Genomic DNA, 26897 nt, shown 5'->3' on the forward strand with positions numbered 1-26897 from the left:
ACTGCCCTATTCCCCTACTGCCCTGCGAGCGAAGCGAGCCAATGCCTTACGACCAGAAGAAAATCGTCGAAGCCCTGCGCGCTTTCGAGCGCGGCGAGATCGTCGTCGTCATGGACGATGACGGGCGCGAAAATGAGGGCGACCTGATCGTTGCCGCCGTGCATTGCACGCCGGAAAAGATGGCCTTCATCATCCGTCACACCTCCGGCATCGTCTGCACGCCGATGCCGCGCGAGGAGGCCAAGCGGCTCAACTTGCAGCCGATGGTCGCCGACAATGATTCCGCCCACACCACCGCCTTTACCGTCAGCGTCGATTTCAAGCACGGCACCACGACCGGCATCTCGGCCGACGACCGCACGCTGACTGTGCGCAACCTTGCCAATGGCAATGTCGGCGCCTCCGATTTCGTCCGCCCCGGCCACATCTTCCCGCTGATCGCCCGCGAAGGCGGCGTGCTGATGCGCTCCGGCCATACCGAGGCCGCGGTCGACCTCTGCAAGCTGGCCGGCCTACCGCTGATCGGCGTCATTTCCGAGCTGGTCAACGACGACGGCACCGTCAAGCGCGGCCCGCAGGTGCAGGCTTTCGCCGAAGAGCATGGCCTCAAGCAGGTTTCGGTCGCCGACCTCATCGCCTACCGCCAGCGCAAGGAAACGCTGGTCGAGCGCGTCGCTTGTTCCGACATCGACACGGCGGGCGGCAAGGCGCAGGTCTTCACCTACACGCTGCCCTGGGATTCGATGCACCACGTCGCGATCGTCTATGGCGATATCCGCGACGGCGAGGAGGTGCCGGTGCGCCTGCATTCCGAGGATGTCGTCACCGACGTGTTCGGCACCAGCCACCGGCTCGACGGCATCATGAAGGCGATGGGCGAGCGCAAGCGCGGCGTCATCGTCTATCTCAGGGAGGGTTCCGTCGGCGTCGCCCATCAGGAGCGCAAGCGGCCGCTGAGCGGCGACCGCGAAGATCACGAAGAGGCCCGCCGCCGCGAGAACGAATGGCGCGAAATCGGCCTCGGCGCGCAGATCCTGAAGGATCTCGGCATTTCCTCGATCAATTTGATCGCCTCGCGCGAGCGCCACTATGTCGGTCTCGAAGGCTTTGGCATTCACATCGCCAAGACGGAAATTTTCTAGCTGGCTGAAAGCCCCGCGACTTCGTCATCCTCGGGTCTGCGCTCCGCTTCGCGTCGCTCCGCCCGTGGATGACGAAGTCGCGCTGGCCTAAGCCATTCAGACCGTAATCACTCCGCAGGAACGGCGGCGGCGTCGCATCCGTCCAGCTCGCATTCATGGGTGGCCAGGCTGCGCTGGCCGGCGAGCACGGTGACCAGTGCAATAGTGCCTGAAGCCACCGAGACCCAGAACCCGTTCCGGGCGCCGAATTCATCCACCATCGCGCCGGCGGCAAACGAGCCGAGCGCCATGCCGATGCCGATCCCCGTCATCACCCAGGTGATGCCCTCGGTGAGCATCGCTTCCGGCACGTGGCGTTCGATTAGGCCGAAGGCGGTGATGAAGGTCGGCGAGATCGCCACGCCGCTGATGAACACGGTCAGCGCCAGCAGCGGCACCGTGCCGGCGGTGAGCGGAAGCAGCGTGCCGAGCGCGACGAGGGCGACCGCGATGGCCAACTGACGCTGCAGCGGCGCCGTCAAATTGAGCGCGCCGACAACGAGACCGAGCACGAACGATCCCAGCGCATAGACGCCGATGACGAGGCTGGCGGCACCGGGCTGGCCGAGCTCCTTGGTGATCGCCACCGTGCTCACCTCCGTCGTGGCAAAGGTCGCGCCGATGAAGATCAGGGCGAAGGTGATGATCTGCACCGGCCGCAAGCGGATTGCTGAGCCGCTCGAGCCGTGGTCCACCGGCCGCACTTGCGGTTCAGTCGAACGCTGCAGGATGAAGGCTGTCGAGCCGATGGCGAGGAACAACGTGCTGACCAGAACACCGGCTTCGGGGAACAGCGCAGCACTCAGGCCCACCGACAGCGACGCCCCAGCAATATAGACCAGCTCGTCAGCCGCTGACTCGAAGGCGAAGGCGGTGTTCATCTGCGGCCGGCCGCGAAAAATCTCGGTCCAGCGCGCGCGCACCATGGCCGGCATGCTGGGCATGGCCGCAGCCGCCAGCGCCGATACGAACAGCGTCCATACCGGCCAGTCCTGATTGGCTGCCGCGATCAGCACCGCGAAGGCCAGCACGGTAACGATGGTGGTAGGCACCACGACGCGCGTTTGGCCAAGGCGGTCCACCAGCCGTGAGATTTGCGGCGCCACAAAAGCGTTGCTCAGCGCGAAGGCCGCCGCGACCGCACCCGCCAGCCAGTATTCGCCGCGCGTTTGCGACAGCATCGCCACGATGCCGATCGGCGCCATGGCGATCGGCAGGCGGGCCAGGAAGCCGGCGGCGGCAAAGCCTTTGGCTCCAGGGGCGCGAAAGATTTCGGCGTAGGGGTTTTGCATGGCTTGGTTCCTCGACAAAGGCCAATTCGACAATTACATACGATGCGTATGATTGTAAGATAGGTCATACGTCGCGTATGTCAATTGGCATACGACGCGTATGTAAGTAGGTCCAGAGCCATGCACAGACCCCGCAAGGAGATGATTGCCGAGACACGCGCCAAGCTGATCACGGCGGCCCGCAATGCCTTCGGCACGATCGGCTATGCCGAGGCGTCGATGGACGATTTCACCGCGTCGGCTGGGCTGACGCGTGGCGCACTCTATCACCATTTCGGCGACAAGAAGGGGCTGCTGGAGGCGGTGATCGCCGAAATCGACGGCGAAATGGCGGTTCGCATCAATGAGATTGCGTCGAAAGCCCCGACCCGCTGGCAACGTTTCGTCGACGAATGCACGACCTATATCGAGATGGCGCTCGAGCCGGAAATCCAGCGCATCATGTTCCGCGATGGTCCGGCGGTGCTCGGCGACCCGGCGCAATGGCCGAACGCCAATGCCTGCGTCGGTTCAATGACCGATCATCTGACCAGTTTGCAGGACGAGGGGGTGGTCGTCCCCGGCGTCGACCCCGAGACTGCCGCACGGCTGATCAACGGCGCCAGCAGCCAGGCGGCGCAGCGCATCGCCAATTCGAACGACCCCGAAGCGACGTCCAAAACCGTGGTGGCGGCCTTCAAGCAGCTGTTGGAAGGGCTGCTCAGAAAGCCTGGCTGACGCATACCTAAAACGTCGTTTGGGATCGCGTCGGCGCTGGATAGTGCCTTCAGTCGACAATAGGGGGATGTCCGATGACGACGGATTGGCCGCAAAAAATCAAAGAGATTCTCGCAACTCTCTGCACCCTGCAGCCCGTTCAGTTCTGCAATGAAGAAACGCAGGAGTGTCACGCAGTCCACGAGGATATTGTGGCGCTCGCGGGTGCTTTCCAAGTGGATCCGGATCGAGTGGCGCACATTCGCGAAGCGCATCCCGTGGCACGCCAATGCTGGTTGCCGAACGATTCTCCTGACGACCTGTCGTCGATGGGCGTTGATGAAATCTACTGGCGTCTTCGCGAGACCATAGCCGATGAACGCTGGGTCGACAGTGCCCTGGCCGAGACCTTTGAGAGCGGAATGCTTGTCGCCGCTTTGAGGCGGCTTGCGTCAGAGATCGACACTTTGACTCCAAACTGATCCGAGACCCGGCATTTGCCGATGTTGACAATTCCAGGTCCAGGATCATCCTCGCCGTCCATTCTCTGAGGGGAGATTCGGGCATGTGGGATTTCGATATCGGCAGGTCGGTGTCCATCATGATCAGGACATGGCCGTTCATCGTCTTTCGCATGATCGTCTATTTCGGCATTACGCTCGCCTATATCGTGGCGACCGGCAGCGGCGCCTCTGTCGGCTATGGCGTCGGCCACATCTCCACCGATCCGGACGGGCCGCTGTCCTTCGCGCTCTGGGGCGGCATCGTCGGCATCGGCGTCGTTTCGATCGCGCTTTACTGGATCCGCGAATACATCCTCTATGTCGTCAAGGCCGGCCATATCGCCGTCATGGTCCATCTGATTGACGGCCGCGACATCCCCAATGGCCAGGACCAGATCGCCTACGCCAAGGATGTGGTGAAGGAGCGTTTCGCCGAGGCCAACATCCTTTTCGTGGTCGACCAGCTGGTCAAGGGCGCCATTCGCGCCATCACCGGCCTGATCGGCGGCATCGCCGCCTTCCTGCCCATTCCGGGGCTGAGCGGCCTGGTCTCGTTCATCAACACGGTCATCCGCCTTTCGCTAACCTATGTCGACGAGATCATCCTCGGCTACAACATCCGCATCAACTCGACCTCGCCCTTCGAGACCGCCAGGCAAGGCGTCGTGCTCTACGCCCAGAATGGCAAGACCATGGTCAAGAACGCCGTCTGGTTGGCGGTCATCATGTGGGGCGTGTCCTTCGTCATCTTCCTGCTGATGCTGGCGCCGGCCGCCGCCATCATGTGGTTCATCCCGGGGCAGCTCGGCGGCTGGGCTTTCGTGCTCGCCATCCTCCTTGCCTGGGCCTTCAAGGCGGCCTTCATCGAGCCCTTCGCCATCGCTTGCCTGATGCAGGTCTATTTCAAGACCATTGAAGGCCAGGTGCCGAATGCCGAATGGGACCAGCGGTTGGCCGAGGCGTCGTCCAAGTTCAGGGAACTCAGGGACAAGGCGCTGGCCTCCTTTGGTGGTTCGCGCTGGACTCAGCCGACCACCTAATCCCTGTTGAACGTCGGGGTGGTATGGCGTCAAACCATGGTCAAAGCGGCCGGGCGCGCCTATATCGGGTCATGGTCACAAGGCTCTACACCCATCCGATCTTTCTCGAACATCTGACCCCGCCCGGTCATCCCGAGCGGCCAGATCGCTTGCGCGCCATCGAGCGCGTGCTCGACGACGAGGCTTTTGCCGCGCTCGACCGGGTCACGGCGCCGCAAGGCGACGAGGCCACCATTCTTTATGCCCACCCTGAGGATTTCGTCGCCCGCGTCCGCGCCGCGATCCCTGAAAGCGGCATCGCCTCGATCGACGCCGACACCAGCGCCAGCCCGAAAAGCTGGCAGGCGGTGGTCACCGCGATCGGCGCGGCCAATGCAGCCGTCGACGATGTCTTCGAGGGCCGTGTCGCCAACGCCTTTGTTGCCGCGCGTCCGCCCGGCCACCACGCCGAAAAGACCACGGCGATGGGCTTCTGCCTGTTCAACACTGCAGCGATCGCGGCGCGTTACGCGCAGAAGAAACACGGCGCCGAGCGCGTCGCCATCGTCGACTGGGATGTGCATCACGGCAACGGCACGCAGGACATTTTTTGGGACGATCCCTCGGTGCTCTATTGTTCGACGCACCAGATGCCGCTCTATCCCGGCACCGGCGCCAAGACCGAAACCGGCGCCGGCAACATCGTCAACGCGCCGCTGGCGCCGCAGACCGGCTCGGACATGTTCCGCGACGCCTTGCTGTCGCGCGTCCTGCCGGCGCTCGACAATTTTGCGCCGGACCTGATCATCATTTCCGCCGGTTTCGACGCCCACCATCGCGACCCGCTGGCCGAGATCAACCTCAGCGAGGATGATTTCGACTGGGCGACCGGCCAGTTGCTGGAACGCGCCGGGCGCCACAGCGGCAACCGGCTCGTCAGCCTGCTCGAGGGCGGCTACGATCTGCAAGGATTGGCATTTTCGGTCGCCGCCCATGTCGGGCGGCTGATGAAGGGATAAAGTATGGCTGGCGAAGCAAACGAAGACGTCAAGGCGATGAGCTTCGAGCAGGCACTCGACGCGCTGGAAAAGATCGTCGATGATCTCGAACGCGGCGACGTGCCGCTCGATCAGTCGATCAAGATCTATGAACGCGGCGAGGCGCTGAAGGCCCATTGCGACCGGCTGCTCAAGTCGGCCGAAGACAAGGTCGAGAAGATCAGGTTGTCGCGTGACGGCAAGCCGGTGGGAACGGAGCCGCTCGACGCGGAATAATTTGTCAAACGGGGCGGGCAGAGAAAGCAGGTAAGGAGTTCAAGCATGTGCAGAAACATCAAGACCCTGTTCAATTTCGATCCGCCGGCAACCCATGACGAGATCCGCGACGCGGCCCTTCAGTTCGTGCGCAAATTGAGCGGAACGACGCGCCCCTCGCAACGCAACCAGGCGGCCTTCGACCGTGCCGTCGAGGCGATCGCTGAATCGGCGCATGAATTGCTGCATTCGCTCGAAACCAACCATCATCCGCGCAATCGCGAGGAGGTGGCAGCCAAGGCGAAAGCCAAATCGGCGCTGCGCTTCGCATGAGGACATCCAGATGAGCTTCTTCCCCGGCAAGGATCCTGAGCCTGGCGATGCTTTCGCCAGCGACCAGATCGAGCTGATGGTCATTCCGAACGCCAAGGACATTGGCGGCTTCCAGGTTCGCCGCGCTCTGCCGACGGCAAGGCGGCGCCTGGTCGGTCCCTTCATCTTCTTCGACCGCATGGGTCCGGCCATATTGCGCGGCGGCCAGGCGATGGATGTGCGGCCGCACCCGCATATCGGGCTTTCCACCGTCACCTATCTGTTCGACGGCAAGATCAGGCACCGCGATTCGCTCGGCACCGAAATGGTCATCCAGCCGGGCGACGTGAATTTGATGACGGCCGGCCGCGGCATCGTCCATTCCGAGCGCACGCCCGAGGAATTGCGCGGTGCGCCTATGTCGATCTCCGGCCTGCAGACCTGGCTGGCGCTGCCCGACGGCAAGGAGGAAGTGGCGCCGGTGTTCGAGAACACCGCAGCACTCCTTCTGCCCGAAATCGACGCCGAAGGCGTCTCCGGGCGCGTGGTGATCGGCGATTTCCAGGGATTGCGCTCGCCGGTCAGAGCCGATACCGAAACGCTTTACGCCGATCTGCGCCTGGCGCCCGGCGCCAGCGTGAAAATTCCCGCTGACGCCGAGGAACGCGCCATCTACACGCTGGACGGCGATGTCTCGATCTCGGGCGACCGCTTTCCGGCCGAGCGTCTGCTGGTGTTCCGGCCTGGCGACGAACTCGTCGTCTCGTCCGAGCGCGGTGCCCATTTCATGCTGTTCGGCGGGGCTTCGCTCGGCTCGCCACGCCACATCTGGTGGAACTTCGTCTCGTCGTCGAAGGAGCGCATCGAGCAGGCCAAGCAGGAATGGAAGACGGGCCGCTTCGACATCGTTCCAGGAGACGAGGAAGAGTTCATTCCGTTACCGGACAATTAACGCCAGCAACACCCGCGTCACTGACACGCATTTACATTCGGGCGGCGCAGGCATATTTCGCCCATGATCAACGTGCATGAACGAAAATAGCTGGGCAGGCTCCTAAACAGTGAACGCAACGCTGCATACGCCGCTTCTCGACAAGGTCCGCATTCCGGCCGACCTGAAGAAGCTTGACGAAAGCGAGCTGCCGCAGCTGGCCTCGGAGCTCCGCGCCGAGCTGATCGATGCCGTCTCGCATACGGGCGGGCATCTGGGCGCCGGCCTCGGTGTCGTCGAACTTACCGTGGCGGTGCACTATGTCTTCAACACGCCGGAAGACCGCGTCATCTGGGACGTCGGCCACCAGGCCTATCCGCACAAGATCCTGACCGGTCGCCGCGACCGCATTCGCACGCTGCGCCAGGAGGGCGGCCTGTCCGGCTTCACCCGCCGCGCCGAGAGCGAATACGACCCGTTCGGCGCCGCGCATTCCTCGACCTCGATTTCCGCCGGCCTCGGCATGGCCATGGCGCGCGACCTCTCAGGCGGCAACAACAATGTAATTGCCGTCATCGGCGACGGCGCCATGTCGGCGGGCATGGCCTTCGAGGCATTGAACAATGCCGGCGCGCTCGATGCCCGCCTGATCGTCATCCTCAACGACAACGACATGTCGATCGCCCCGCCGACCGGCGCCATGAGCGCCTATCTGGCGCGGCTCGCTTCCGGCAAGACCTATCTCGGCTTGCGTGATTTCGGCAAGAAACTGACCTCCTATCTCGGCAAGCGCGCCGACCGCGCCATCAAGCGGGCGGTCGAGCATGCGCGCGGCTACGTCACTGGCGGCACGCTGTTCGAGGAGCTCGGCTTCTACCATATCGGCCCGATCGACGGTCACAATCTCGAGCATTTGATCCCGGTGCTGAAGAACGTCCGCGACCATGCCGACGGCCCGGTGCTGATCCATGTCGTGACCCAGAAAGGCAAGGGCTACGGCCCGGCCGAGGCTGCGCCCGACAAGTATCATGGCGTCAACAAGTTCGACGTCATCACCGGCGCGCAGACAAAGGCCCCGGCCAACGCGCCTGCCTACACCAAGGTGTTCGCCGAAAGCCTGATCCAGGAAGCCCGCCTGGACGACCGTATCGTCGCCGTCACCGCCGCCATGCCGAACGGCACCGGCCTCGACCTGTTCGGCGAAGCGTTTCCGACCCGAACCTTCGATGTCGGCATCGCCGAGCAGCATGCGGTGACCTTTGCCGCCGGCCTCGCCACCGAAGGTTACAAGCCTTTCGCCGCCATCTATTCGACCTTCCTGCAGCGCGCCTATGACCAGGTCGTCCACGATGTGGCGATCCAGAAACTGCCGGTGCGTTTCCCCATCGACCGCGCCGGCTTTGTCGGCGCCGACGGCGCCACCCATTGCGGCGCCTTCGACACCACTTTTTTGGCAACGCTGCCGGGCTTTGTCGTGATGGCTGCAGCCGACGAGGCGGAGCTTCGCCACATGGTGCGCACCGCCGCCTACTATGACGAAGGCCCGATCGCCTTCCGCTATCCGCGCGGCAATGGCGTCGGCGTCGACATGCCGGAGCGCGGCTCGGTGCTTGAAATCGGCAAGGGCCGCATTGTCAAGGAAGGCACCAAGGTGGCGCTTCTGTCCTTCGGCACGCGGCTGCAGGACTGCCTGATCGCCGCCGAGGAACTCGGTGCGGCCGGGCTTTCGACGACTGTTGCGGACGCTCGCTTCGCCAAGCCGCTCGACGAGGATATGATCCGCCGGCTTGCCCGTTCGCACGAAGTGCTGGTGACGGTGGAAGAGGGCGCTGTCGGCGGCTTCGCCAGCCATGTGCTGCAGTTCCTCGCCCATGAAGGCTTGCTGGAAAGCGGCCTGAAAGTGCGGCCGCTGGTGCTGCCGGACGAGTTCACCGACCACGCCAAGCCGGAAAAAATGTATGCCGACGCCGGGCTCGATGCCGCCGGCATCGTGCGCACCGTGTTTGTCGCGCTTGGCCATTCAGCCCGCGCCCAGCGCGCCTGAATCAAAATCTCAAGCCTTTGAAGCGGTTTGCCGGCTTGCTGTCGTAACGTCCTGTTAACGCTTCTGTTTGGCGTTTCGCTTACCGTGTCTTTTGGCCGTTTTTCAACGCCGCCCTGCTAGAACCCGACCAAGGCAGGGAGTTAAAAACAATGCGAATTCTTTTGTGCGGCGTGGCCTTTTTGGCCGTCATCGCCGCGCCGGCCATGGCCGAAACCCGCTATGACCGCAAGCTCGAACAGGCGGTGGTCGAGATCGTCGCCGGCAAGATGGGCAACATCAGGGGCGGCTTCTCCTACAGGCAGGTGCCGCAGCTCGTCGTCGTGCCCGACGTACCGGCTACGCCCGTCGAGCCGCCGCGCAAGCAGGCCTCGGGCGATGCGGGCGACGGCCTGATGCCGGCCGTCGAACGGCAGGTTTCGCGCACGATTTTCTAGAGCCTGTTCCATCCCGATGGGATCGGGATGGGGCTCTATCTCTTTTGCTTGAGCATGATCTTGTCCGAAAACCGGTTCCCACGTTTCGGGATCATGCTTAGAACCACATATCGCGTACGCACCGGCCATCGCGTGGCAGGTCGTCATAAGTATCGAGGCCGTCGAAATGATCGATCGGCAGGTCGGCGACCGCCTCCGGCGGCGCCAGCCTGACATTGACGGCGATCCGCGTGCGGCCGCCGGAGCCGGTGCGCAGGCCGCGCCAGGCGAGCACACAGGCACAGGTCGGGCAGAACAGGATTTCGAGCGACGGCGTGTCCTTGCCGGCGCGGGTGTAGGACTGCATGGTTCCCGCAACGCGGATGCGCTCATCGACAAAATCATAGGCCCACAGCGTGCCGTAGCGGCGGCAAAGCGTGCAGTTGCAAGCGGTGATCGGGCCGGGGTCGCCCTCCAGGGTCCAGTGGGCGGCGCCGCAATGGCAGGTTCCCGTCAGCATTCGTCCTCCTCTGCATTGCCCGAGCGCCCCTTACATCTTGCCGGACTTGCTGCGATATTCAACCGGTGGACTGATCTGCGTCTCCGGTTCCAGTGTCCCGCTTATCCAATGTCCTTGCCTTCGTGGCCGGCTTTCGCCATGAAGGCCGATGAACTCCCCTCTGCCAGCCAGCACACGCCAGCGGCTCGACGAATTGCTCGTCCAGCGCGGCCTGTTTGCAAGCCGCTCTCGCGCCCGCGACGCGGTCGAGCGCGGCACCGTGACGGTCGACGGCGTGGTTGCCCGCAAGCCCGGCCAGACCGTTACGCCGCAATGCCTCATAGTCATCGACGATCCCGCACAGGGCTATGTCTCCCGCGCGGCGCTTAAGCTGATCGCCGGGCTCGACCATTTCAGCCTTGACCCCTCGGGCAGCGAGGCACTCGATATCGGCGCCTCGACCGGCGGCTTCACCCAGGTGCTGCTCGAACGTGGGGCAACCCACGTCACGGCCATCGATGTCGGCCACGGCCAGATGCATCCCGATGTCTCGTCCGATCCGCGCGTCACCGTGATCGAGGGCTTGAATGCCCGCGAGCTCACGGCTGCCGATCTCGGCGGCCGGATCCCGGATTTCATCGTCTCCGACGTCAGCTTCATTTCGCTGAAACTGGCGATGCCACCGGCGCTCGCCATCGCCAGGCCGGGAGCGCGCGCGGTGTTTCTGGTCAAGCCGCAATTCGAGGCCGGCCGTGAGGCGATCGGAAAAGGTGGCTTGCTTAAAGACCCCTATGACGCCGCCCGCGTTGCCGGCCTGCTGCAGGAATGGCTCGAAGGCGTCCCTGGCTGGCGCACACTGGGTCTGCACATGTCGCCGATCGAAGGCGGCGACGGCAACCGCGAATTCCTGCTCGGTGGGATCAAGGACCGATGAGCACGCGCTTCACCATCAAGAGACTGGGCTCGCAGGGCGATGGCGTCGCTGAGACGGAAACCGGCGAGCTGTTCATTCCTTTCACGTTGCCGGGCGAGGTCGTTACCGCAGCGCGCGAAAAAGATCGCGCCACGCTGATGGCGGTGCTGGAGACGTCGCCGCTGCGCATCGAGCCGGCCTGCCGGCATTTCACCGAATGCGGCGGCTGTGCCGTCCAGCATCTGCAAGCCGACGCTTACCAGCAATGGAAACGCGACAAGGTCGTGCACGCCTTGAAGGGCATTGCCGGCGACATCGGCGCCTTGGTGCCGTGTGCACCGGCAACACGCCGCCGCGTCGTGCTTGCCGCCCGGCGCGCCGACACCGGCATGCTGCTTGGCTTCCATCGCCATCTGTCGCCCGAAATCATCCCCATCGAGGAATGCCCGATCTCGTTGCCGGAGATCGTCGCCGCGCTCGATCGCTTGCGATCGGTCGCCGACCTGGTTTGCGCCACCACCAAATCGTTCCGAATGGCGGTCACGGTGACGGGTTCGGGCCTCGATGTCGCGGTCTATGAGTCAGGCAAGCTGGGCGAGAACCAGCGCCGGGTCGCCTCCAACTTCGTCATGGCCAACGGTTTTGCCCGGCTTTCGATCGACGATGAGATCGTCATCGAGCCGAAAAAACCGGTGGTCATGTTCGGCACCGTCGCTGTCGCCGTGCCGCCCGGCGCCTTCCTGCAGGCAACCGAAGCCGCCGAGCAGACGATGGCCGACCTCGTTGGCGGACATCTCAAACGCGCCAAGAAAGTCGCGGATCTGTTCGCCGGTTGCGGCAGCTTTGCGCTTCGGCTGGCGGCGAAATCCGAGGTCCATGCGGTCGAAGGCGATGCGGCCGCCCTGTCGGCGCTCGACCGCGGATCACGCTTCGCCACCGGTCTGAAGCGCGTAACCGGCGAACGCCGCGACCTGTTCCGGCGCCCGCTGACGTTCAAGGAGCTGAACGCCTTTGACGGCGTCGTCTTCGACCCGCCGCGCGCCGGCGCCGAGGACCAGTCGAAGCAGATCGCCCGCTCCGACGTGCCGTTCGTCGCCGCCGTCTCCTGCAATCCGGTGACGCTGGCCCGGGATTTACGCATCCTCATGGATGGCGGCTACATGCTGAAAAGCGTCACGCCGATCGACCAGTTCCTGTGGTCGCCGCATGTCGAGGCGGTGGCGCTGCTGGAGAAGCCGAAGCGGCGGCGGTAGGCTTAATGCATGTCGCTCAAAAGTGGCCCCGGTTTTGAGAGAACGACATGCATAAAAACAAAGCCTAACTTGGCGACAGTCGCTTCGATGTGCCGCCGCGTTGATTGATCGACACCCAGGTGTTCGGGTTCTGCTGCGACTGGCGTTTCAGGAAGTAATAGCCCGTGGCGTTCCACGGCCTGATCTCATCGACCAGATTGTCGAGGACAAGATCGCCCTTGTCGGTCTTCACCGTCAGGATGGTGTGGCCTTCATTGTTGAGGTCGCGCACCACCGTCATCAGCAGCGCCTGCCGGGGGAACCCCGCCTGCAGAAGCAACTTGCGCTTGTAGAGCGCGTAGATCTTGCAGTCGCCTTTGCCGTCCACCGGATAGTCCCAGTGGTCCTCCATCGTGCCCCAGTGATCGAAATTGCTGACCGGCTTGATCGACCTGTTCGCCTTCAGATTGACCCGCTTGAGGATGCTCAGCTTCTGCGCGGTCAGCTTGACGTCGGCGGCCGGCAAAGCGGGCACCTTGCACTCTTTTGGCCGGCGGTGGCAGAAATCGACCCAACCGTAGGGAACGCTGGTGCTTGCGCCGACAGCGGCGGCGGATTGCGTCGACCGCGCCTTGAACCATGTCGACTGCGCTGCCGCCGGACCGGCTTGCAGCGCTGTCGCGCCGACCAAAGAAACGAAGCCAAGGAGGAGAGTCAGGACGCCGGGGGAACGTCGCATTGCCATCACCAACACCAACACCGCAACGAGGAAGCAGGTACTGCGTTTGTGCGGGAACGGCAGCCCAGGCAGTTGAACAGTTACCAATTTCCTAATGGAATTGTGTTCACTTCAAGGTGCCCAGAGGATTCAATCTGGAAACGCCAGCGTCAGCCCGTCCCTGACAAAATCCGCTCCACGAACCCCGGCACCACTTGCGTGGCCGGCCCTTCCAGCTGCTCGTCGAAACGCGAAGCCCAGCCGGCGCATTTCAGGTTGAGCTCGACCGTCAGCGCCCCGGCGGCGCGCGCCTCCTCGACAAAACCCGCCGCCGGATAGACGCTGCCGCTGGTGCCGATCGCTGCGAACAGGTCGCAGCCGGCAAGTGCTGAGCCGATCTCTTCCATGCGGTAGGGCATTTCACCGAACCAGACCACGTCCGGTCGCAACCGGCCCTCCGCGCCGCAGGCAGGGCATTTCGACTGGACGGCGATGTCGTCGGCCCAGGCGCTGCTTTGCCCCGCAGGCCTGGCACAGCGCGCGGCCAAGCGCGCCATGCATGTGGATCAGTCTTTGCGATCCGGCGCGTTCATGCAGGTCGTCGATGTTCTGCGTGACCAGCAGGACGCTATCAGGCAGTTCCCGCTCGAGCCGGGCGAGCGCGATATGGGCGGCATTGGGCTCGACGCTGCCCATTTGCCGCCGGCGCATATTGTAGAAATCCTGCACCTTGGCTGGGTCGCGGGCAAAGCCTTGCGGTGTCGCAACGTCTTCGAGGTTGAATTTCGCCCAGACGCCGTCGGGATCGCGGAACGTGGCGACGCCCGATTCCGCCGAAATGCCGGCTCCTGTCAGAATGACGATCTTGGACATGGTTGCGGCCGCCGGCACCCGGAAAACATCGTTTGGACAGCGATGCTACCGGAACGCGCAGCCGTCCTCAAACCCTGGTGCCGCCGACCGTCATCTGGTTCATCCTCAGATGCGGCTGGCCGACGCCGACCGGCACGCCCTGGCCGGCCTTGCCGCACATGCCGATGCCATTGTCGAGCTTCATGTCGTTGCCGATCATCGACACGCGGTGCATGGCGTCCGGCCCGTTGCCGATCAGCATGGCGCCCTTGATCGGCTGCGTCACCTTGCCGTTCTCGATCATGTAGGCCTCGGTGCAGCCGAACACGAATTTGCCCGAGGTGATGTCGACCTGGCCGCCACCGAAGGAGACGGCATAGATGCCGTTCTTGACCGAGGCGATGATCTCGTCCGGCTCCATGTCGCCCGATGTCATGTAGGTGTTGGTCATGCGCGGCATCGGCTGGTGCGCATAGCCTTCGCGCCGTCCGTTGCCGGTCGCCTTCATGCCCATCAGCCGGGCGTTCTGGCGGTCCTGCATGTAGCCGACCAGCTTGCCGTCCTCGATCAGCACGTTGCGGGCCGAAGGCGTGCCTTCATCATCGACGGTGAGCGAGCCGCGCCGCTCAGGCATGGTGCCGTCATCGACCACGGTGACGCCCTTGGCCGCCACCTGATGGCCGAGCAGGCCGGCAAAGGCGGACGTCTTCTTGCGGTTGAAATCGCCTTCCAGCCCATGGCCGACGGCTTCGTGCAGCATGACGCCCGGCCAGCCGCTGGACAAAACGATGTCGAACGTGCCGGCCGGCGCCGGAATGGCTTCGAGATTGACCAGCGCCTGACGCAGCGCCTCCTTGGCCGCATGCTTCCAGGCGTCCTCGAGCAGGAACTCGCCGAACGCCTTGCGCCCACCCATGCCGTAGGAGCCGCTTTCCTGGCGGTCGCCATCGCCGACGACGACGGAAACGTTGATGCGGACCAACGGGCGGATATCGCGCACCATCTGGCCGTCGGCGCGCACGATCTCGACATGCTGCCAGGATGCGGCGAGCGAGGCCGTCACCTGGCGCACGCGCGGATCCTCGGCCCGCAGCCAGGCGTCGATTTCCTGCAATAGCTTGGCCTTGACCTCGAAGGAAGGCGAGGGGATCGGGTTCTCGTCGCCGTAGAGATGGCGGTTGGTGCGCGCGGGCGCGGCGGCAAGCGTGCCGGAATAGCCGCCCTTGACGGTCGACACCGCGTCCGCCGCGCGCAGCAGTGACGCCTCGGACAGGTCGCTGGAATGGGCATAGCCGCTGGCCTCGCCGGCCACCGCGCGCAGGCCAAAACCCTGGTCGGTGTTGAAATTGGCGGTCTTCAGCTTGCCATTGTCGAACATCAGCGCTTCGCTCTCGCTGTATTCGAGGAACAGCTCGCCATCATCGGCGCCGTTAAGGGTGTCGGCGACGATGCGCTTGATGCGATCGTCTGAAATGTCGAATTGGCCGATCAGGCTGTTCATGGCAGGTCCGTTCACAGGAATGGTTGTTTGCCACGATGTAGGCGCGAAGACGCGCCTGCACAATCCGCAATGACAATCCGCAGCCGGACCGTGGAGCGCTCAGGCCTACTTCTCGTTCACGAAGTCTTTGATGTCGCTGGTCATCGAATCCCAGTTCGAGAACTGCTCCTCGAGATAGGAGCGGGTAACCCCACCCCTGAACATGACATCCATCTTGAAGTTCGACCCGTCACCGGAGAAGGCCTTCACCCAGCGATACTTCTTGTTCCATTCATTGGCCTGGTCGGCCGTGAAGGGATCGGTATAGCCGGAGGAAAACTGGAGTGACTTGCACTTCTCGTGGTTTTCGCAGCCATAGAAGTAGACGACATATTTCATGCCTTGCAGCCGGCCGGAGATCATCGGATCGCCGCCGTCGTCCTTGTCCATCTTGGCCGAGCCATAGCCCTTCGCAATCTCGAGAATGACCGCCGGGTCTGGCGCCGTGATGATTTCGGTATCCTCGGCAAAGGCGACGGAAATGGCGCCGGTCAGGATCAGACCGGTCGACAGAAGCAGAGAAAAAGCACGCATGACGACCCCCACAGCCAAAAATCAAACCCGTGGGAATTCTGCGTCAGGGTCGGCCTTTTCGCAAGCATCAAGCTCAGGGCAGGGCGGCAAAACCGTCTGCAAAACCCTTGAGGTCGACGGGGATGCCGATGCCTTCTTCAGGCGTCTGGAAGACGATGAAGGTGGCCGACGTGCCGGTCTTGAGCGTGTCGAGCAGCGGCTTTTCGAGAATGACCTCGGCATAGCAGCCGTCCTGGAAGCAGCGCACGAAATAGGCGCGGCCGATATCCTTGCCGTCGACATTGAGGCCAAGGCCGTTGGGCAAAAGCACGCCGAGCGGCGCCAGCACGCGCAGGATCTCGGCCTTGTTGTCGGCGGTGCGCAGCACGACCACCGAAAGTCCCATTTCCGGGCGATCCTCGGCGACGACGTTCTGCATCATCACGCACTGTTCCGACGTCGCGCCGGCCGGGGTGTCGCAGATGATCGACCACGCGCCATGCGTCGACTTGACCGTGCCGCTCGGCTGCGCTGCATTGGCGATGCCGGCTGCGGACGCGCCGATACCGATCAGGGCGGCGAGAAAGATGACCTTCGCCCCGCTTCTCGAAAGCCAAGCGCCTTTCGAATGCCAGGAGTTTCTCGAAAGCCAAGAGGTCATGACGGCTCCATTAGCGAATCACGGCACTTTAAGCCGCGCCAAGGCCAAGTAAAGGATAGGGCGACCGCCGGTCAGCCCCGACAAGCGCAATAATGCGCTTTTCCCTAGCAAATTCGCCCGAATTGCGACCGTCGGGCGCATTCCGGCCGCAAGCCCGCATAGCTCATCTGTCGATGATGCGCGCCGGGCAAAAGGTCGCTGAAACGGCGCGGTCGCGGCTGCGCGCAAAAATGCCGCACGGTTTCGCCCGCTCCTTTCTTGCGGAGGGAAATAGAGTATGGTTTGAACCAGCCTTGGGACTGTCCGGGATTCCCATCCCGGCATTGTTCGATATTCTTGCGCGCGATCGCGAGGAACCGGGAGATGATGAGGGCGATGAGAAAATTCCCAGCAAGCGCCAAATTGATGGCAACAGCAGGCGCTGCAGCCGCATTTTTCGCCGGCGCCTCCGCTCATGCGGCCCAGCCGCAGCCGTGGGAGATGAGCTTTCAGCCGCCGGCGACCGACATGATGCGGCAGATCGAGTGGTTCGGGAACTACACGATGTGGTTCGTCGTCCCGATCACTGTCCTGGTTCTGGCTCTGCTTGCCTGGTGCATCTTCAGGTTCCGCGCCAGCGTCAATCCGGTTCCGTCCAAGACCAGCCACAACACGCTGATCGAGGTGATCTGGACCGTCGGTCCGGTCGTCATCCTGCTCTTCATCGCCATCCCCTCGTTCCAGCTGCTGACCGCGCAGTACACGCCGCCGGAAGAGGCCAAGCTGACCGTCAAGGCGACGGGCAATCAGTGGAACTGGGACTATGAGTACCAGACCGAGAACACGCTCTCCTTCAACTCGGCCATCCTGCAGGACGCCGACCGCGCCGCGATCGGCAAGGAAGACCGCAAGGTCTATCCGCGTCTCCTGGCCGTCGACAACGAGCTGGTGGTGCCGGTCAACACCATGACCCGTGTCCTGATCACCGCAACCGACGTCATCCATTCCTTCGCCATGCCGGCCTTCGGCATCAAGATGGACGCGGTTCCCGGCCGCACCAACGAGACCTGGTTCAAGGCGGAGAAGGAAGGCCTCTATTACGGCCAGTGCTCGCAGCTCTGCGGCAAGGACCACGCCTTCATGCCGATCGCCATCCGCGTCGTCTCCGACGCGCAGTACAAGACCTGGCTGGCAGCAGCCAAGACCGACCTTCCCGGCGCCAACAAGGCGCTGATGGCCGAGGTCGACGGTACCAACAAGGTAGCGGCCGCCGGCAATTGATGCCGCGGGTTAGCAAGATTTAGGGAACGGAGCCGACCATGGCAGAAGCTGCAGCTCACGACGATCACGACCACAAGCCCTACCATGGCTGGGTCCGGTGGGTGTACTCCACCAACCACAAGGACATCGGCACGCTCTATCTGATCTTCGCGATCTTCGCGGGCATCGTCGGCGGCGCGCTTTCGGTCGTCATCCGCATGGAGCTGCAGGAGCCCGGCATCCAGATCTTCACCGGTCTGGCGCAGATGGTCTATGGCATGAACGGCGATGCCGCCATCGACGGCGGCAAGAGCATGTACAACGCCTTCGGCACCGCGCACGCGCTGATCATGATCTTCTTCATGGTCATGCCGGCGCTCATCGGCGGCTTCGCCAACTGGATGGTGCCGATCATGATCGGTGCGCCGGATATGGCTTTCCCGCGCATGAACAACATCTCGTTCTGGCTGCTGCCGCCGGCCTTCATCCTGCTCATCGCTTCGGCGTTCATGCCGAGCGCGCCCGGCGCCTACGGCGTTGGCGGCGGCTGGACGCTCTATCCGCCGCTGTCGACCTCCGGCCAGCCCGGGCCGGCGATGGATCTGGCGATCCTGTCGATCCACATTGCCGGCGCCTCGTCGATCCTCGGCGCCATCAACTTCATCACCACCATCTTCAACATGCGCGCGCCCGGCATGACGCTGCACAAGATGCCGCTGTTTGCCTGGTCCGTGCTGGTCACCGCCTTCCTGCTGCTGTTGTCGCTTCCGGTTCTGGCCGGCGGCATCACCATGCTGCTCACCGACCGTAATTTCGGCACCACATTCTTCACCCCGGATGGCGGCGGCGACCCGCTGCTGTTCCAGCACCTGTTCTGGTTCTTCGGTCATCCTGAAGTGTACATTCTGATCCTGCCGGGCTTCGGCATCATCAGCCACATCGTCTCGACCTTCTCGAAGAAGCCGGTGTTCGGTTATCTCGGCATGGCCTACGCCATGGTCGCCATCGGCGCCGTCGGCTTCATCGTCTGGGCGCACCACATGTACACGACCGGCCTGTCGCTCGACACGCAGCGCTACTTCGTCTTCGCCACCATGGTCATCGCGGTGCCGACAGGCGTGAAGATCTTCTCCTGGATCGCGACGATGTGGGGCGGGTCGATCTCGTTCAAGACGCCGATGCTGTGGGCGCTGGGCTTCATCTTCCTGTTCACGGTCGGCGGCGTCACCGGCGTCCAGCTCGCCAATGCCGGCCTCGACCGGTCGCTGCATGACACCTATTTCGTCATCGCCCACTTCCACTACGTGCTGTCGCTGGGCGCGGTCTTCGCCATCTTCGCCGGCTGGTACTACTGGTTCCCGAAGATGACCGGCTACATGTACTCGCCGGTGATCGCCAACACCCATTTCTGGGTCACCTTCGTCGGCGTCAATCTGATCTTCTTCCCGCAGCATTTCCTCGGCCTCGCCGGCATGCCGCGCCGCACCATCGACTATCCCGACGCGTTTGCCGGCTGGAACATGGTGTCGTCCTACGGCTCGTATATTTCGGCCGTCGGCGTGGTGATCTTCCTCTATGGCGTCTTCGAAGCCTTCCAGAAGAAGCGGGTGGCCGGCGCCAATCCATGGGGCGAGGGTGCGACGACGCTCGAATGGCAGCTGCCTTCGCCGCCGCCCTTCCACCAGTGGGAACAGCTGCCGAAGATCAAGTAAGGCAGCCTGAATACGAAACCGCCGGCCCGCCGGCGGTTTCGGCCAACGGAATGATTGGACTCAACTACGCATGGCCCTGGTCAACGACCCATTGATTGACGAAGCGGGCTTTCGAATTTCGGAAGCCACGGCGGGCGATTTTTTCGCCCTGCTGAAGCCGCGCGTCATGTCGCTGGTGGTGTTCACGGCCTTTGTCGGCATGGTGGCGGCACCTGTGACCGTCAACCCGCTGATCGCGATGGTCGCCATCCTGGCCATCGCCATCGGCGCCGGCGCCTCGGGCGCGCTCAACATGTGGTACGACGCCGACATCGATGCCGTGATGAGCCGGACCGCCGGCCGCCCGGTTCCGTCCGGCCGCATCCTGCCCGGCGAAGCCCTGAGTTTCGGCCTTGTGCTGTCGGTGCTGTCGGTGATGACGCTTGGCGTGCTGGTGAACTGGCTGTCGGCGGCGCTGCTCGCCTTCACCATCTTCTTCTACGCCGTCGTCTACACGATGTGGCTGAAGCGCTCGACGCCGCAGAACATCGTCATTGGCGGTGCCGCCGGCGCCATTCCGCCGGTGATCGGCTGGGCGGCGGTGACCGGAACGGTCAGCCTCGAAAGCCTCGTCCTGTTCCTGATCATCTTCCTGTGGACGCCGCCGCATTTCTGGGCGCTGGCGCTGTTCAAGTCCGACGACTACGCCAAGGCCGGCATCCCGATGATGCCCAATGTCGCCGGCCAGGCCTCGACCCGCCGCCAGATCTTTGCCTATGCGCTGATCCTCGCCCCGATCGGCGTGCTGCCCTGGGTGCTCGGTTTCACCAGCGCCGGCTACGGCATCGCGTCGCTGGCGCTCGGCGCCGGCTTTGTCTGGTATGCCTGGAAGGTGCTGCGCATGACCGACGCCGACCGCGCCATGAAGCCGGCCAAGGCGCTGTTTGCCTATTCGCTGCTCTACCTCTTCGCCATCTTCGCCATCTATCTGGCCGACTGTGTCGTCGGTCGCGCTCTGGCCATCGGTGGGGCATGACCATGATCGACAAGAAGCTTGAACTGGTCACGCTGACCGAAAGCCAGAAGAAGGCGCAGCGCAACCGTTCGGCGGCCATCGGCCTGGCGCTGGCGGCGCTGGTTGTCGTCTTCTACGTCATCACCATCGTCAAATTCGGCCATAGCGGATCGATGTGAGGCCGATGATGACCCGCCCGACCGTGACCGACCCCAGGAAGAAGAACACCAACCGCGTTGTCGCCGCCCTCTGCGTCGCCTTCTTCGGCGGCATGATCGGCATGGCCTACGCCGCGGTGCCGCTCTACAAGATGTTTTGCCAGGCCACCGGCTATGGCGGCACCACGCAGCGCGCCGAGAAGCAATATGCCGGCCGCATCCTGGATCGCGACATCACCGTGCGTTTCGACGCCAACACCAATGGCATTCCCTGGCAGTTCCAGCCGGTCGCCCGCTCGGTCACCATCAAGATCGGCGAGACGACGCAGGCGCACTACAGCGCCACCAACAAGTTCGACCGCCCCGTCACCGGCCGCGCCACCTTCAACGTGCAGCCGGAACTGGCGGGCCCCTACTTCAACAAGGTCGAGTGTTTCTGCTTCACCGACACGACACTGAAGCCCGGCGAGACGCTGGACATGCCGGTCGTGTTCTATGTCGATCCAGACATCGTCAACGTGCCGGAACTGAAGGACTTGAAGACGATCACCCTGTCCTACACCATGTTCCCGGTCGAAAAGAACAAACCGGTCGCTTCATCGGCGCCGGACAGCACCACCAAAGTTTCCGATACCGAAGCAAATCTCGGGGGTTGATATGGCAGACGCGCACGCAAAACCACAACACGACTACCATCTCGTCAACCCGAGCCCATGGCCCTTCCTGGGGTCCATCGGCGCGCTGGTCACCGCCGTCGGCGGCGTCGCCTGGATGCAGTATCTCAAGAACGGCGATTTCCCGATCTTCGGCCATAACATCGCCAATCCATGGCTGTTCTTCGTCGGCCTGGTCATCGTCCTCTACACCATGTTCGCCTGGTGGTCGGATACGATCAAGGAAGCGCATGAGGGCCACCACACGCGCGTCGTGTCGCTGCATCTGCGCTACGGCATGATCATGTTCATCGCTTCGGAAGTGATGTTCTTCGTCGCCTGGTTCTGGGCCTATTTCGACGCCAGCCTGTTCCCGAGTGAAGCGCAGCAATATGCCCGCACCGCCTTTACCGGTGGCGTCTGGCCGCCGAAGGGCCTCGAGGTCCTCGATCCCTTCCACCTGCCGCTCTACAACACCATCATCCTGCTGCTGTCCGGCACCACGGTGACCTGGGCGCACCACTCGCTGATCCATGGCGATCGCAAAGGGCTGATCAACGGCCTGGTGCTGACCGTCGGCCTCGGCATGCTGTTCACCATGGTGCAGGCCTACGAGTACATTCACGCGCCATTCGGCTTCAAGGATTCCATCTATGGCGCCACCTTCTTCATGGCGACCGGCTTCCACGGCTTCCATGTGATCATCGGCACCATCTTCCTCTTCGTTTGCCTGATCCGTGCGATGAAGGGCGACTTCACGCCGAAGCAGCATTTCGGCTTCGAGGCGGCTGCCTGGTACTGGCACTTCGTCGACGTCGTCTGGCTGTTCCTGTTCAGCGCGATCTATGTCTGGGGATCGTCCGGCGCGCTGATCGAAGGCCACTGACAGCTTTCGCCGGCGAAACGACCCCGAAGAATCAGGAAGGCGGTTGCGGCAACGCGGCCGCCTTTCTTCTTTCTGGCGCCCATTGGGCTGGCTGCTTCAATTGGTCGACTGGACCGACGGCTGCATTGGGGTTACCGACTCCGACATGGATGAAATCTGGACCATGGTGCCGGATGGAACGCCGATTGAAATCGAGCCGTAGAGCATGAGCGAAGACAAGGCTATCTGGCCACCCATCGAGCCGATCTCGGCCGGCCTGCACGGCCGCTGTCCGCGCTGCGGCGAGGGGCGGCTGTTTTCCGGCTTCCTGACCGTCGGCAAGCGCTGCATGAATTGCGGCCTCGACTATTCCTACGCCGATGCCGGCGACGGCCCGGCGGTGTTCGTCATCCTGATCATCGGCTTCATCATCGTCGGGCTGGCGCTGTGGGTGGAGGTGACGCTGAGCCCGCCGCTCTGGCTGCATTTCATCATCTGGATACCGCTGGCGGTGGCGCTTTGCCTGACGGCACTCAGGCTGATCAAGGGCGTGCTGCTGACGCTGCAATACGCCAACAAGGCGGCTGAAGGCCGGCTGGACCAAGGACAATGAGCGAGGCGTTGGCGAAAACCACCGGCCGTTCGCGGCCGAAGACGGCTTTGCTGCTCGGCCTTGGCCTGGTGCTGTTCGTGATCCTGCTCGGGCTTGGCACCTGGCAGGTGCAGCGCCTGCACTGGAAGGAAGGGCTGCTGGCGACGATCGACCAGCGCACCCATTCGGCGCCAAGGCCACTGGCGGAAGTCGAGAAGGAATTCGCCGCCACCGGCGATGTCGACTACACGCCGGTCACCGTCAGCGGCACGTTCCTGCATTCGGGCGAGCGGCATTTCTACGCGACCTGGGACGGTGACGCCGGCTTCAATGTCTACACGCCGCTGGCGCTCGACGATGGCCGCTTCGTGCTGATCAACCGCGGCTTCGTGCCCTATGATCTCAAGGACGCTGCCAAGCGTCCGCAAGGGCAAGTGGCGGGCAAGGTCACGGTCACCGGGCTGGCGCGCAATCCGCTGCCGGCCAAGCCGTCGATGATGCTGCCCGACAATGATGTGGCCAAGAACATCTTCTACTGGAAGGACCGCGACGCCATGGCGACAAGCGCGGGCCTGCCCGCCGGTGCCGTGCTGGTGCCGATCTTCATCGACGCCGACAAGGCGCCGAACCCCGGCGGGCTGCCGGTCGGCGGCGTCACCATCATCGACCTGCCGAATTCTCATCTGCAATATGCCTTCACCTGGTATGGCCTGGCAGCCGCCCTTGCAGCGGTGCTGATCATCAGGCTGCGCCGTCCGGCAAAACCGGAATGATCCCGAGCATGATCCCGAAAAGTGGGAACCGGTTTTCGGACAAGATCATGCTCCAACAGAGACCTGCCCTTGACAGGGCGGGGGTGCACACCTCATTTCGCCTCTGAACAACCGGCCGGATTAGATGCTTCACACCAAGACCAAGCCTCCTTTGACGATCCGGCTCTGCCAGCCGCGCGGCTTTTGCGCCGGCGTCGATCGCGCCATCCAGATCGTCGTGCTGGCGTTGAAGAAATACGGCAAGCCGGTCTATGTCCGCCACGAGATCGTGCACAACCGCTATGTCGTCGAGGGCCTGCAAAGCCTTGGCGCGGTGTTCATCGAGGAACTGTCGGAGATCCCGCCCGAGCATCGCAAGTCGCCGGTGGTGTTTTCCGCCCATGGCGTGCCGAAATCGGTTCCCGCCGACGCCCAGGCGCGCGAACTCTTTTATCTCGACGCCACCTGTCCGCTGGTCTCCAAGGTGCACAAGCAGGCGATGCGCCATCAGCGGCTCGGCCGCCATGTGCTGTTGATCGGCCATGCCGGCCACCCGGAAGTGATCGGCACCATGGGCCAGCTCGCGGAAGGCGCCGTGACGCTGATCGAGACCGAAGCCGACGCCGCAACCTTTGCGCCCGCCAACGCCGAAGCGCTCGGCTTCGTTACCCAGACGACGCTGTCGGTCGAGGACACCGCCGGCATCATCCGGGCGCTGCAGGAGCGCTTCCCGCAATTGCATGCGCCGGCCGCCGAATCGATCTGCTACGCCACCACCAACCGCCAGGAAGCGGTCAAGGAAACCGCCGCGGGCGCTGATCTCTATCTGATCGTCGGCGCGCCGAATTCCTCCAATTCGCGCCGTCTTGTCGAAGTGGCGGAGCGCGCCGGCGCCACCATGTCGCTTCTCGTACAGCGCGCTGCCGAAATTCCATGGAATGACATCGCTGACATCTCGACGCTCGGCCTGTCGGCTGGCGCGTCGGCGCCGGAGATCATCGTCGACGAGATCATCGACGCTTTCCGCCAGCGCTTCGAGGTGACCATCGATCTCGCGATCACGGCGACCGAAACGGAGGATTTTCCAGTCATGCGGGTTCTGCGCGATGTCGAACTGACGCGGGCCGACATGGCCTTCGTCAACGGAGCCGCGTGAACAGCCCATGGCGGTCTACACCGATGTCAATGAGGGCGAACTCGGCGCGTTCCTCAGGGCCTATCCGGTCGGCGAACTCTTGTCCTACAAGGGGATTGCCGAGGGCACCGAGAATTCCAACTTTCTGCTGCACACATCGAGCGGGTCTTACATCCTCACGCTCTACGAAAAGCGTGTCGACAAGGCCGACCTGCCGTTCTTCCTCGGCCTGATGGGCCATCTCGCCAGGAAAGGCATTTCCTGTCCGCTGCCGGTAACCGCGCATGACGGTACCGTCATCGGCACGCTGGCCGGCCGCCCGGCGGTCATCATCACCTTCCTCGAAGGCCTGTCGCTGCGGCGGCCGACAGCTGCGCATTGCGCGGAGGTCGGCAAGGCGCTGGCCGCCCTACATCTCGCCGGCCAGGATTTTGCGATGACCCGCGACAATGCGCTGGCCATCGACGGCTGGCGCAAGCTCTGGAACGCCGCGCGCGACCGCGCCGACGAGGTCGAGCCTGGACTGGCGGCCGAGGTCGACGCCGATTTCTCCGATTTCGAACGCCATTGGCCGCAGGGCCTGCCGGCAGGCATCATCCATGCCGACCTGTTCCCCGACAATGTCTTCTTCCTCGGCGAAAAACTATCCGGCCTCATCGACTTCTATTTCGCCTGCAACGACCTCTACGCCTATGACGTCGCCACTTGCCTCAACGCCTGGTGTTTCGAGAAGGATTTCTCCTTCAACCTGACCAAGGGCACGGCGCTGCTGGCCGGCTATCAGAGCGTGCGGCCGCTAAGCGACGATGAGAAAGCGGCGCTGCCGATGCTGGCGCGCGGTTCGGCGCTGCGCTTCATGCTGACCAGGCTCTATGACTGGCTGACCGTTCCCGATGGCGGGCTGGTCATGAAGCGCGATCCGACCGAATATATCCGCCGCATGCGCTTCCATCGCGCCATCAGGTCCCCTTCGGAATATGGACTGACATGACCAAGCAGGTTGAGATCTTCACCGACGGCGCCTGCTCGGGCAATCCCGGCCCTGGCGGCTGGGGCGCCATCCTGCGCTTCAACGGCAAGACCAAGGAATTGTCGGGCGGCGAGGCCGAGACCACCAACAACCGCATGGAATTGCTCGCCGCCATCTCGGCGCTGAACGCGCTGAAGGAGCCGTGCACGGTCGAGCTTCACACCGACAGCAAATATGTCATGGACGGCATCTCCAAGTGGATCCACGGCTGGAAGAAAAACGGCTGGAAGACCGCCGACAAGAAGCCGGTCAAGAACGGCGAACTGTGGCAGGCGCTGGACGAGGCCAACCGGCGTCACAAGGTGACCTGGAACTGGGTCAAGGGCCATGCCGGCCACACCGAGAACGAACGCGCCGACGAACTCGCACGCGAAGGCATGGCGCCGTTCAAGAAGGGCTCGGCCACGCCTGCGGCACCGAAGCCTGCAGCGGCGTTGAAGCCGGCAGCATCCCAGAAGCAGCCTGCGGCGCCAAGGGCACGGCGCTCGACCCAGAGCTATTGAGTTTAGGCTTCTCGGCAGGAAAACCTCACCCGTGCCGACTGCATACTACATCACCCATCCGCAGGTCCGGATCGATGCCAACGTTCCCGTGCCGGAGTGGGGACTGTCCGAGATCGGACGGGCGCGGGCGTTGGCCATGCTCGAGCAGCCATGGGTCGGCTCGGTCCGCCGTATCGTCTCGTCGGCCGAGCGCAAGGCGATCGAAACCGCCGAGATACTGGCGAGGCATCTTGGCCTCACGGTTGAGGTGCGCGAACGCATGCATGAGAACGACCGGTCCGCGACAGGCTTCCTGCCGCCGCCGGAGTTCGAGGCGGTCGCCGACCAATTCTTCGCAAACCCGCACAAAAGCATTCGCGGCTGGGAGCGCGCCATCGATGCCCAGCAACGCATCCTGAGCGAGGCCGAGGCCGTGCTCGGTGCCGCCGACAGCAGCGACATTGCCTTCGTCGGTCATGGCGGCGTCGGAACGCTCCTATTGCTGTCGCTCAGCGGCCGCGAGATCAGCCGCGAGGCGGACCAGCCGGCCGGCGGCGGCAACTATTTCGCCTATGATGTCGGCGCGCACAGCATCCTCCACGGATGGCGGCCGATCGACAAGCCACGCCACGGCAATTGATGGCCGGAAGCCAGCAATTTAGGCTTTGGCTTAAAGTCGATTTCATCCCCGGGTGATAGAACGGCGCAATCGA

The 26897-nt window shown here is 63.4% G+C and carries 30 protein-coding genes and 2 pseudogenes; 25 read left to right on the top strand and 7 right to left on the bottom strand.

Annotated features, from left to right (window positions below):
* Positions 1 to 41 precede the first annotated feature (41 nt).
* Positions 42 to 1142, top strand: coding sequence for a 3,4-dihydroxy-2-butanone-4-phosphate synthase (gene ribB / locus AC1DYJ_RS17280; RefSeq protein ID WP_477286933.1), 1101 nt, complete (start codon positions 42 to 44; stop codon positions 1140 to 1142).
* 107 nt (positions 1143 to 1249) lie between these two features.
* Here ribB and AC1DYJ_RS17285 read toward each other — a convergent pair whose 3' ends face one another.
* Positions 1250 to 2473, bottom strand: coding sequence for an MFS transporter (locus AC1DYJ_RS17285; protein ID WP_477286935.1), 1224 nt, complete (start codon positions 2471 to 2473; stop codon positions 1250 to 1252).
* Between the two features lie 120 nt (positions 2474 to 2593).
* On the opposite strand from AC1DYJ_RS17285, the gene AC1DYJ_RS17290 reads away from it, so the two are divergent.
* The 9 genes from AC1DYJ_RS17290 (at position 2594) to AC1DYJ_RS17330 (ending at position 9665) form a co-directional block, all read left to right on the top strand.
* On the top strand, positions 2594 to 3190 hold the full coding sequence (locus AC1DYJ_RS17290; RefSeq protein ID WP_477286937.1) for a TetR/AcrR family transcriptional regulator: 597 nt from the start codon (positions 2594 to 2596) through the stop codon (positions 3188 to 3190).
* A gap of 74 nt (positions 3191 to 3264) precedes the next feature.
* Complete coding sequence (locus tag AC1DYJ_RS17295; protein WP_477286939.1) at positions 3265 to 3651, top strand: hypothetical protein; 387 nt, start codon at positions 3265 to 3267, stop codon at positions 3649 to 3651.
* Between the two features lie 83 nt (positions 3652 to 3734).
* Entirely contained in the window at positions 3735 to 4712 is a 978-nt protein-coding gene (locus AC1DYJ_RS17300) for a hypothetical protein (RefSeq protein ID WP_477286941.1), read from the top strand.
* A gap of 71 nt (positions 4713 to 4783) precedes the next feature.
* On the top strand, positions 4784 to 5710 hold the full coding sequence (locus AC1DYJ_RS17305; RefSeq protein WP_477286943.1) for a histone deacetylase family protein: 927 nt from the start codon (positions 4784 to 4786) through the stop codon (positions 5708 to 5710).
* Positions 5711 to 5713: 3 nt separating this feature from the next.
* Positions 5714 to 5965 carry an exodeoxyribonuclease VII small subunit gene (locus tag AC1DYJ_RS17310; RefSeq protein WP_112396785.1) on the top strand — a complete coding sequence of 84 codons (252 nt, stop codon included), beginning with the start codon at positions 5714 to 5716 and terminating at the stop codon, positions 5963 to 5965.
* A gap of 45 nt (positions 5966 to 6010) precedes the next feature.
* Positions 6011 to 6277, top strand: coding sequence for a DUF2277 domain-containing protein (locus tag AC1DYJ_RS17315; RefSeq protein ID WP_112563862.1), 267 nt, complete (start codon positions 6011 to 6013; stop codon positions 6275 to 6277).
* Between the two features lie 10 nt (positions 6278 to 6287).
* The gene (locus AC1DYJ_RS17320) at positions 6288 to 7208 is read left to right on the top strand and encodes a pirin family protein (RefSeq protein ID WP_477286944.1); all 921 of its coding nucleotides are present in this window, start codon (positions 6288 to 6290) and stop codon (positions 7206 to 7208) included.
* A gap of 109 nt (positions 7209 to 7317) precedes the next feature.
* On the top strand, positions 7318 to 9231 hold the full coding sequence (dxs, locus tag AC1DYJ_RS17325; protein ID WP_477286946.1) for a 1-deoxy-D-xylulose-5-phosphate synthase: 1914 nt from the start codon (positions 7318 to 7320) through the stop codon (positions 9229 to 9231).
* Positions 9232 to 9380: 149 nt separating this feature from the next.
* Positions 9381 to 9665 carry a hypothetical protein gene (locus AC1DYJ_RS17330; protein ID WP_477286948.1) on the top strand — a complete coding sequence of 95 codons (285 nt, stop codon included), beginning with the start codon at positions 9381 to 9383 and terminating at the stop codon, positions 9663 to 9665.
* 97 nt (positions 9666 to 9762) lie between these two features.
* On the opposite strand, the gene AC1DYJ_RS17335 is transcribed toward AC1DYJ_RS17330, so the two are convergent.
* Positions 9763 to 10164, bottom strand: a complete 402-nt coding sequence (locus AC1DYJ_RS17335) for a GFA family protein (protein ID WP_477426167.1) — start codon at positions 10162 to 10164, stop codon at positions 9763 to 9765.
* 148 nt (positions 10165 to 10312) lie between these two features.
* Between AC1DYJ_RS17335 and AC1DYJ_RS17340 the strand changes: the two genes are divergently transcribed.
* Both AC1DYJ_RS17340 and AC1DYJ_RS17345 read left to right on the top strand, forming a co-directional pair.
* The gene (locus AC1DYJ_RS17340; RefSeq protein WP_477289282.1) at positions 10313 to 11077 is read left to right on the top strand and encodes a TlyA family RNA methyltransferase; all 765 of its coding nucleotides are present in this window, start codon (positions 10313 to 10315) and stop codon (positions 11075 to 11077) included.
* Positions 11074 to 12309, top strand: a complete 1236-nt coding sequence (locus AC1DYJ_RS17345) for a class I SAM-dependent RNA methyltransferase (protein WP_477289284.1) — start codon at positions 11074 to 11076, stop codon at positions 12307 to 12309. Before AC1DYJ_RS17340 ends, AC1DYJ_RS17345 begins: the two co-directional genes overlap by 4 nt.
* Before the next feature lie 64 nt (positions 12310 to 12373).
* Here AC1DYJ_RS17345 and AC1DYJ_RS17350 read toward each other — a convergent pair whose 3' ends face one another.
* From AC1DYJ_RS17350 to AC1DYJ_RS17370, 5 genes and pseudogenes are all read right to left on the bottom strand, one after another.
* Entirely contained in the window at positions 12374 to 13027 is a 654-nt protein-coding gene (locus AC1DYJ_RS17350; protein ID WP_477289286.1) for a transglutaminase-like cysteine peptidase, read from the bottom strand.
* Between the two features lie 149 nt (positions 13028 to 13176).
* Positions 13177 to 13879 (bottom strand): annotated as a pseudogene (locus tag AC1DYJ_RS17355) (NAD-dependent deacylase).
* A gap of 67 nt (positions 13880 to 13946) precedes the next feature.
* Entirely contained in the window at positions 13947 to 15359 is a 1413-nt protein-coding gene (gene tldD / locus AC1DYJ_RS17360; protein ID WP_477426169.1) for a metalloprotease TldD, read from the bottom strand.
* Positions 15360 to 15464: 105 nt separating this feature from the next.
* Complete coding sequence (locus AC1DYJ_RS17365; RefSeq protein ID WP_477289290.1) at positions 15465 to 15932, bottom strand: YbjN domain-containing protein; 468 nt, start codon at positions 15930 to 15932, stop codon at positions 15465 to 15467.
* 73 nt (positions 15933 to 16005) lie between these two features.
* Entirely contained in the window at positions 16006 to 16572 is a 567-nt protein-coding gene (locus AC1DYJ_RS17370; RefSeq protein WP_477289292.1) for an invasion associated locus B family protein, read from the bottom strand.
* Positions 16573 to 16947: 375 nt separating this feature from the next.
* On the opposite strand from AC1DYJ_RS17370, the gene coxB reads away from it, so the two are divergent.
* From coxB to AC1DYJ_RS17435, 13 genes and pseudogenes are all read left to right on the top strand, one after another.
* Complete coding sequence (coxB, locus tag AC1DYJ_RS17375) at positions 16948 to 17832, top strand: cytochrome c oxidase subunit II (RefSeq protein ID WP_477426171.1); 885 nt, start codon at positions 16948 to 16950, stop codon at positions 17830 to 17832.
* A gap of 38 nt (positions 17833 to 17870) precedes the next feature.
* Entirely contained in the window at positions 17871 to 19523 is a 1653-nt protein-coding gene (gene ctaD, locus AC1DYJ_RS17380; protein WP_352584617.1) for a cytochrome c oxidase subunit I, read from the top strand.
* 70 nt (positions 19524 to 19593) lie between these two features.
* Entirely contained in the window at positions 19594 to 20538 is a 945-nt protein-coding gene (locus AC1DYJ_RS17385) for a heme o synthase (RefSeq protein ID WP_477289296.1), read from the top strand.
* Positions 20539 to 20540: 2 nt separating this feature from the next.
* Positions 20541 to 20696 carry a hypothetical protein gene (locus AC1DYJ_RS17390; RefSeq protein WP_477289353.1) on the top strand — a complete coding sequence of 52 codons (156 nt, stop codon included), beginning with the start codon at positions 20541 to 20543 and terminating at the stop codon, positions 20694 to 20696.
* 8 nt (positions 20697 to 20704) lie between these two features.
* Entirely contained in the window at positions 20705 to 21331 is a 627-nt protein-coding gene (locus AC1DYJ_RS17395; RefSeq protein ID WP_477289298.1) for a cytochrome c oxidase assembly protein, read from the top strand.
* A gap of 1 nt (position 21332) precedes the next feature.
* Positions 21333 to 22214: a cytochrome c oxidase subunit 3 gene (locus AC1DYJ_RS17400; protein WP_477289300.1), complete on the top strand. Its 882-nt coding sequence runs from the start codon at positions 21333 to 21335 to the stop codon at positions 22212 to 22214.
* Between the two features lie 85 nt (positions 22215 to 22299).
* Positions 22300 to 22416, top strand: a pseudogene (locus AC1DYJ_RS17405) (L,D-transpeptidase family protein); the annotation flags it as partial.
* A 3-nt stretch (positions 22417 to 22419) separates the two neighbouring features.
* Complete coding sequence (locus AC1DYJ_RS17410) at positions 22420 to 22806, top strand: DUF983 domain-containing protein (protein WP_477289303.1); 387 nt, start codon at positions 22420 to 22422, stop codon at positions 22804 to 22806.
* Positions 22803 to 23558, top strand: coding sequence for an SURF1 family protein (locus AC1DYJ_RS17415; RefSeq protein ID WP_477289305.1), 756 nt, complete (start codon positions 22803 to 22805; stop codon positions 23556 to 23558). Before AC1DYJ_RS17410 ends, AC1DYJ_RS17415 begins: the two co-directional genes overlap by 4 nt.
* A 124-nt stretch (positions 23559 to 23682) precedes the next feature.
* Entirely contained in the window at positions 23683 to 24693 is a 1011-nt protein-coding gene (gene ispH / locus AC1DYJ_RS17420) for a 4-hydroxy-3-methylbut-2-enyl diphosphate reductase (RefSeq protein WP_477289307.1), read from the top strand.
* Between the two features lie 7 nt (positions 24694 to 24700).
* A complete protein-coding gene (locus tag AC1DYJ_RS17425; protein ID WP_477289309.1) occupies positions 24701 to 25663 on the top strand; it encodes a homoserine kinase in 963 nt (320 codons plus the stop codon).
* Positions 25660 to 26205, top strand: coding sequence for a ribonuclease HI (rnhA, locus tag AC1DYJ_RS17430; protein ID WP_477289311.1), 546 nt, complete (start codon positions 25660 to 25662; stop codon positions 26203 to 26205). Before AC1DYJ_RS17425 ends, rnhA begins: the two co-directional genes overlap by 4 nt.
* Before the next feature lie 31 nt (positions 26206 to 26236).
* The gene (locus AC1DYJ_RS17435) at positions 26237 to 26824 is read left to right on the top strand and encodes a histidine phosphatase family protein (protein ID WP_477289313.1); all 588 of its coding nucleotides are present in this window, start codon (positions 26237 to 26239) and stop codon (positions 26822 to 26824) included.
* Positions 26825 to 26897 lie beyond the last annotated feature (73 nt).

The sequence above is a fragment of the Mesorhizobium sp. P2_B11 genome, assembly GCF_056404855.1.

Excerpts from the sequence above, each read along its gene's own strand:
- AC1DYJ_RS17330 (WP_477286948.1), top strand. The coding sequence starts at position 9,381 with ATGCGAATTCTTTTGTGCGGCGTGGCCTTTTTGGCCGTCATCGCCGCG.
- AC1DYJ_RS17335 (WP_477426167.1), bottom strand. The coding sequence starts at position 10,164 with ATGCTGACGGGAACCTGCCATTGCGGCGCCGCCCACTGGACCCTGGAG.
- AC1DYJ_RS17295 (WP_477286939.1), top strand. The coding sequence starts at position 3,265 with ATGACGACGGATTGGCCGCAAAAAATCAAAGAGATTCTCGCAACTCTC.
- AC1DYJ_RS17385 (WP_477289296.1), top strand. The coding sequence starts at position 19,594 with ATGGCCCTGGTCAACGACCCATTGATTGACGAAGCGGGCTTTCGAATT.
- AC1DYJ_RS17300 (WP_477286941.1), top strand. The coding sequence starts at position 3,735 with ATGTGGGATTTCGATATCGGCAGGTCGGTGTCCATCATGATCAGGACA.
- AC1DYJ_RS17305 (WP_477286943.1), top strand. The coding sequence starts at position 4,784 with ATGGTCACAAGGCTCTACACCCATCCGATCTTTCTCGAACATCTGACC.
- AC1DYJ_RS17350 (WP_477289286.1), bottom strand. The coding sequence starts at position 13,027 with ATGCGACGTTCCCCCGGCGTCCTGACTCTCCTCCTTGGCTTCGTTTCT.
- AC1DYJ_RS17310 (WP_112396785.1), top strand. The coding sequence starts at position 5,714 with ATGGCTGGCGAAGCAAACGAAGACGTCAAGGCGATGAGCTTCGAGCAG.
- ispH (WP_477289307.1), top strand. The coding sequence starts at position 23,683 with ATGCTTCACACCAAGACCAAGCCTCCTTTGACGATCCGGCTCTGCCAG.
- rnhA (WP_477289311.1), top strand. The coding sequence starts at position 25,660 with ATGACCAAGCAGGTTGAGATCTTCACCGACGGCGCCTGCTCGGGCAAT.
- AC1DYJ_RS17400 (WP_477289300.1), top strand. The coding sequence starts at position 21,333 with ATGGCAGACGCGCACGCAAAACCACAACACGACTACCATCTCGTCAAC.
- AC1DYJ_RS17425 (WP_477289309.1), top strand. The coding sequence starts at position 24,701 with ATGGCGGTCTACACCGATGTCAATGAGGGCGAACTCGGCGCGTTCCTC.
- AC1DYJ_RS17390 (WP_477289353.1), top strand. The coding sequence starts at position 20,541 with ATGATCGACAAGAAGCTTGAACTGGTCACGCTGACCGAAAGCCAGAAG.
- AC1DYJ_RS17365 (WP_477289290.1), bottom strand. The coding sequence starts at position 15,932 with ATGCGTGCTTTTTCTCTGCTTCTGTCGACCGGTCTGATCCTGACCGGC.
- AC1DYJ_RS17410 (WP_477289303.1), top strand. The coding sequence starts at position 22,420 with ATGAGCGAAGACAAGGCTATCTGGCCACCCATCGAGCCGATCTCGGCC.
- AC1DYJ_RS17340 (WP_477289282.1), top strand. The coding sequence starts at position 10,313 with ATGAACTCCCCTCTGCCAGCCAGCACACGCCAGCGGCTCGACGAATTG.
- ctaD (WP_352584617.1), top strand. The coding sequence starts at position 17,871 with ATGGCAGAAGCTGCAGCTCACGACGATCACGACCACAAGCCCTACCAT.
- AC1DYJ_RS17345 (WP_477289284.1), top strand. The coding sequence starts at position 11,074 with ATGAGCACGCGCTTCACCATCAAGAGACTGGGCTCGCAGGGCGATGGC.
- tldD (WP_477426169.1), bottom strand. The coding sequence starts at position 15,359 with ATGAACAGCCTGATCGGCCAATTCGACATTTCAGACGATCGCATCAAG.
- AC1DYJ_RS17370 (WP_477289292.1), bottom strand. The coding sequence starts at position 16,572 with ATGACCTCTTGGCTTTCGAGAAACTCCTGGCATTCGAAAGGCGCTTGG.
- AC1DYJ_RS17315 (WP_112563862.1), top strand. The coding sequence starts at position 6,011 with ATGTGCAGAAACATCAAGACCCTGTTCAATTTCGATCCGCCGGCAACC.
- AC1DYJ_RS17285 (WP_477286935.1), bottom strand. The coding sequence starts at position 2,473 with ATGCAAAACCCCTACGCCGAAATCTTTCGCGCCCCTGGAGCCAAAGGC.
- AC1DYJ_RS17320 (WP_477286944.1), top strand. The coding sequence starts at position 6,288 with ATGAGCTTCTTCCCCGGCAAGGATCCTGAGCCTGGCGATGCTTTCGCC.
- coxB (WP_477426171.1), top strand. The coding sequence starts at position 16,948 with ATGAGAAAATTCCCAGCAAGCGCCAAATTGATGGCAACAGCAGGCGCT.
- AC1DYJ_RS17395 (WP_477289298.1), top strand. The coding sequence starts at position 20,705 with ATGACCCGCCCGACCGTGACCGACCCCAGGAAGAAGAACACCAACCGC.
- AC1DYJ_RS17290 (WP_477286937.1), top strand. The coding sequence starts at position 2,594 with ATGCACAGACCCCGCAAGGAGATGATTGCCGAGACACGCGCCAAGCTG.
- AC1DYJ_RS17415 (WP_477289305.1), top strand. The coding sequence starts at position 22,803 with ATGAGCGAGGCGTTGGCGAAAACCACCGGCCGTTCGCGGCCGAAGACG.
- ribB (WP_477286933.1), top strand. The coding sequence starts at position 42 with ATGCCTTACGACCAGAAGAAAATCGTCGAAGCCCTGCGCGCTTTCGAG.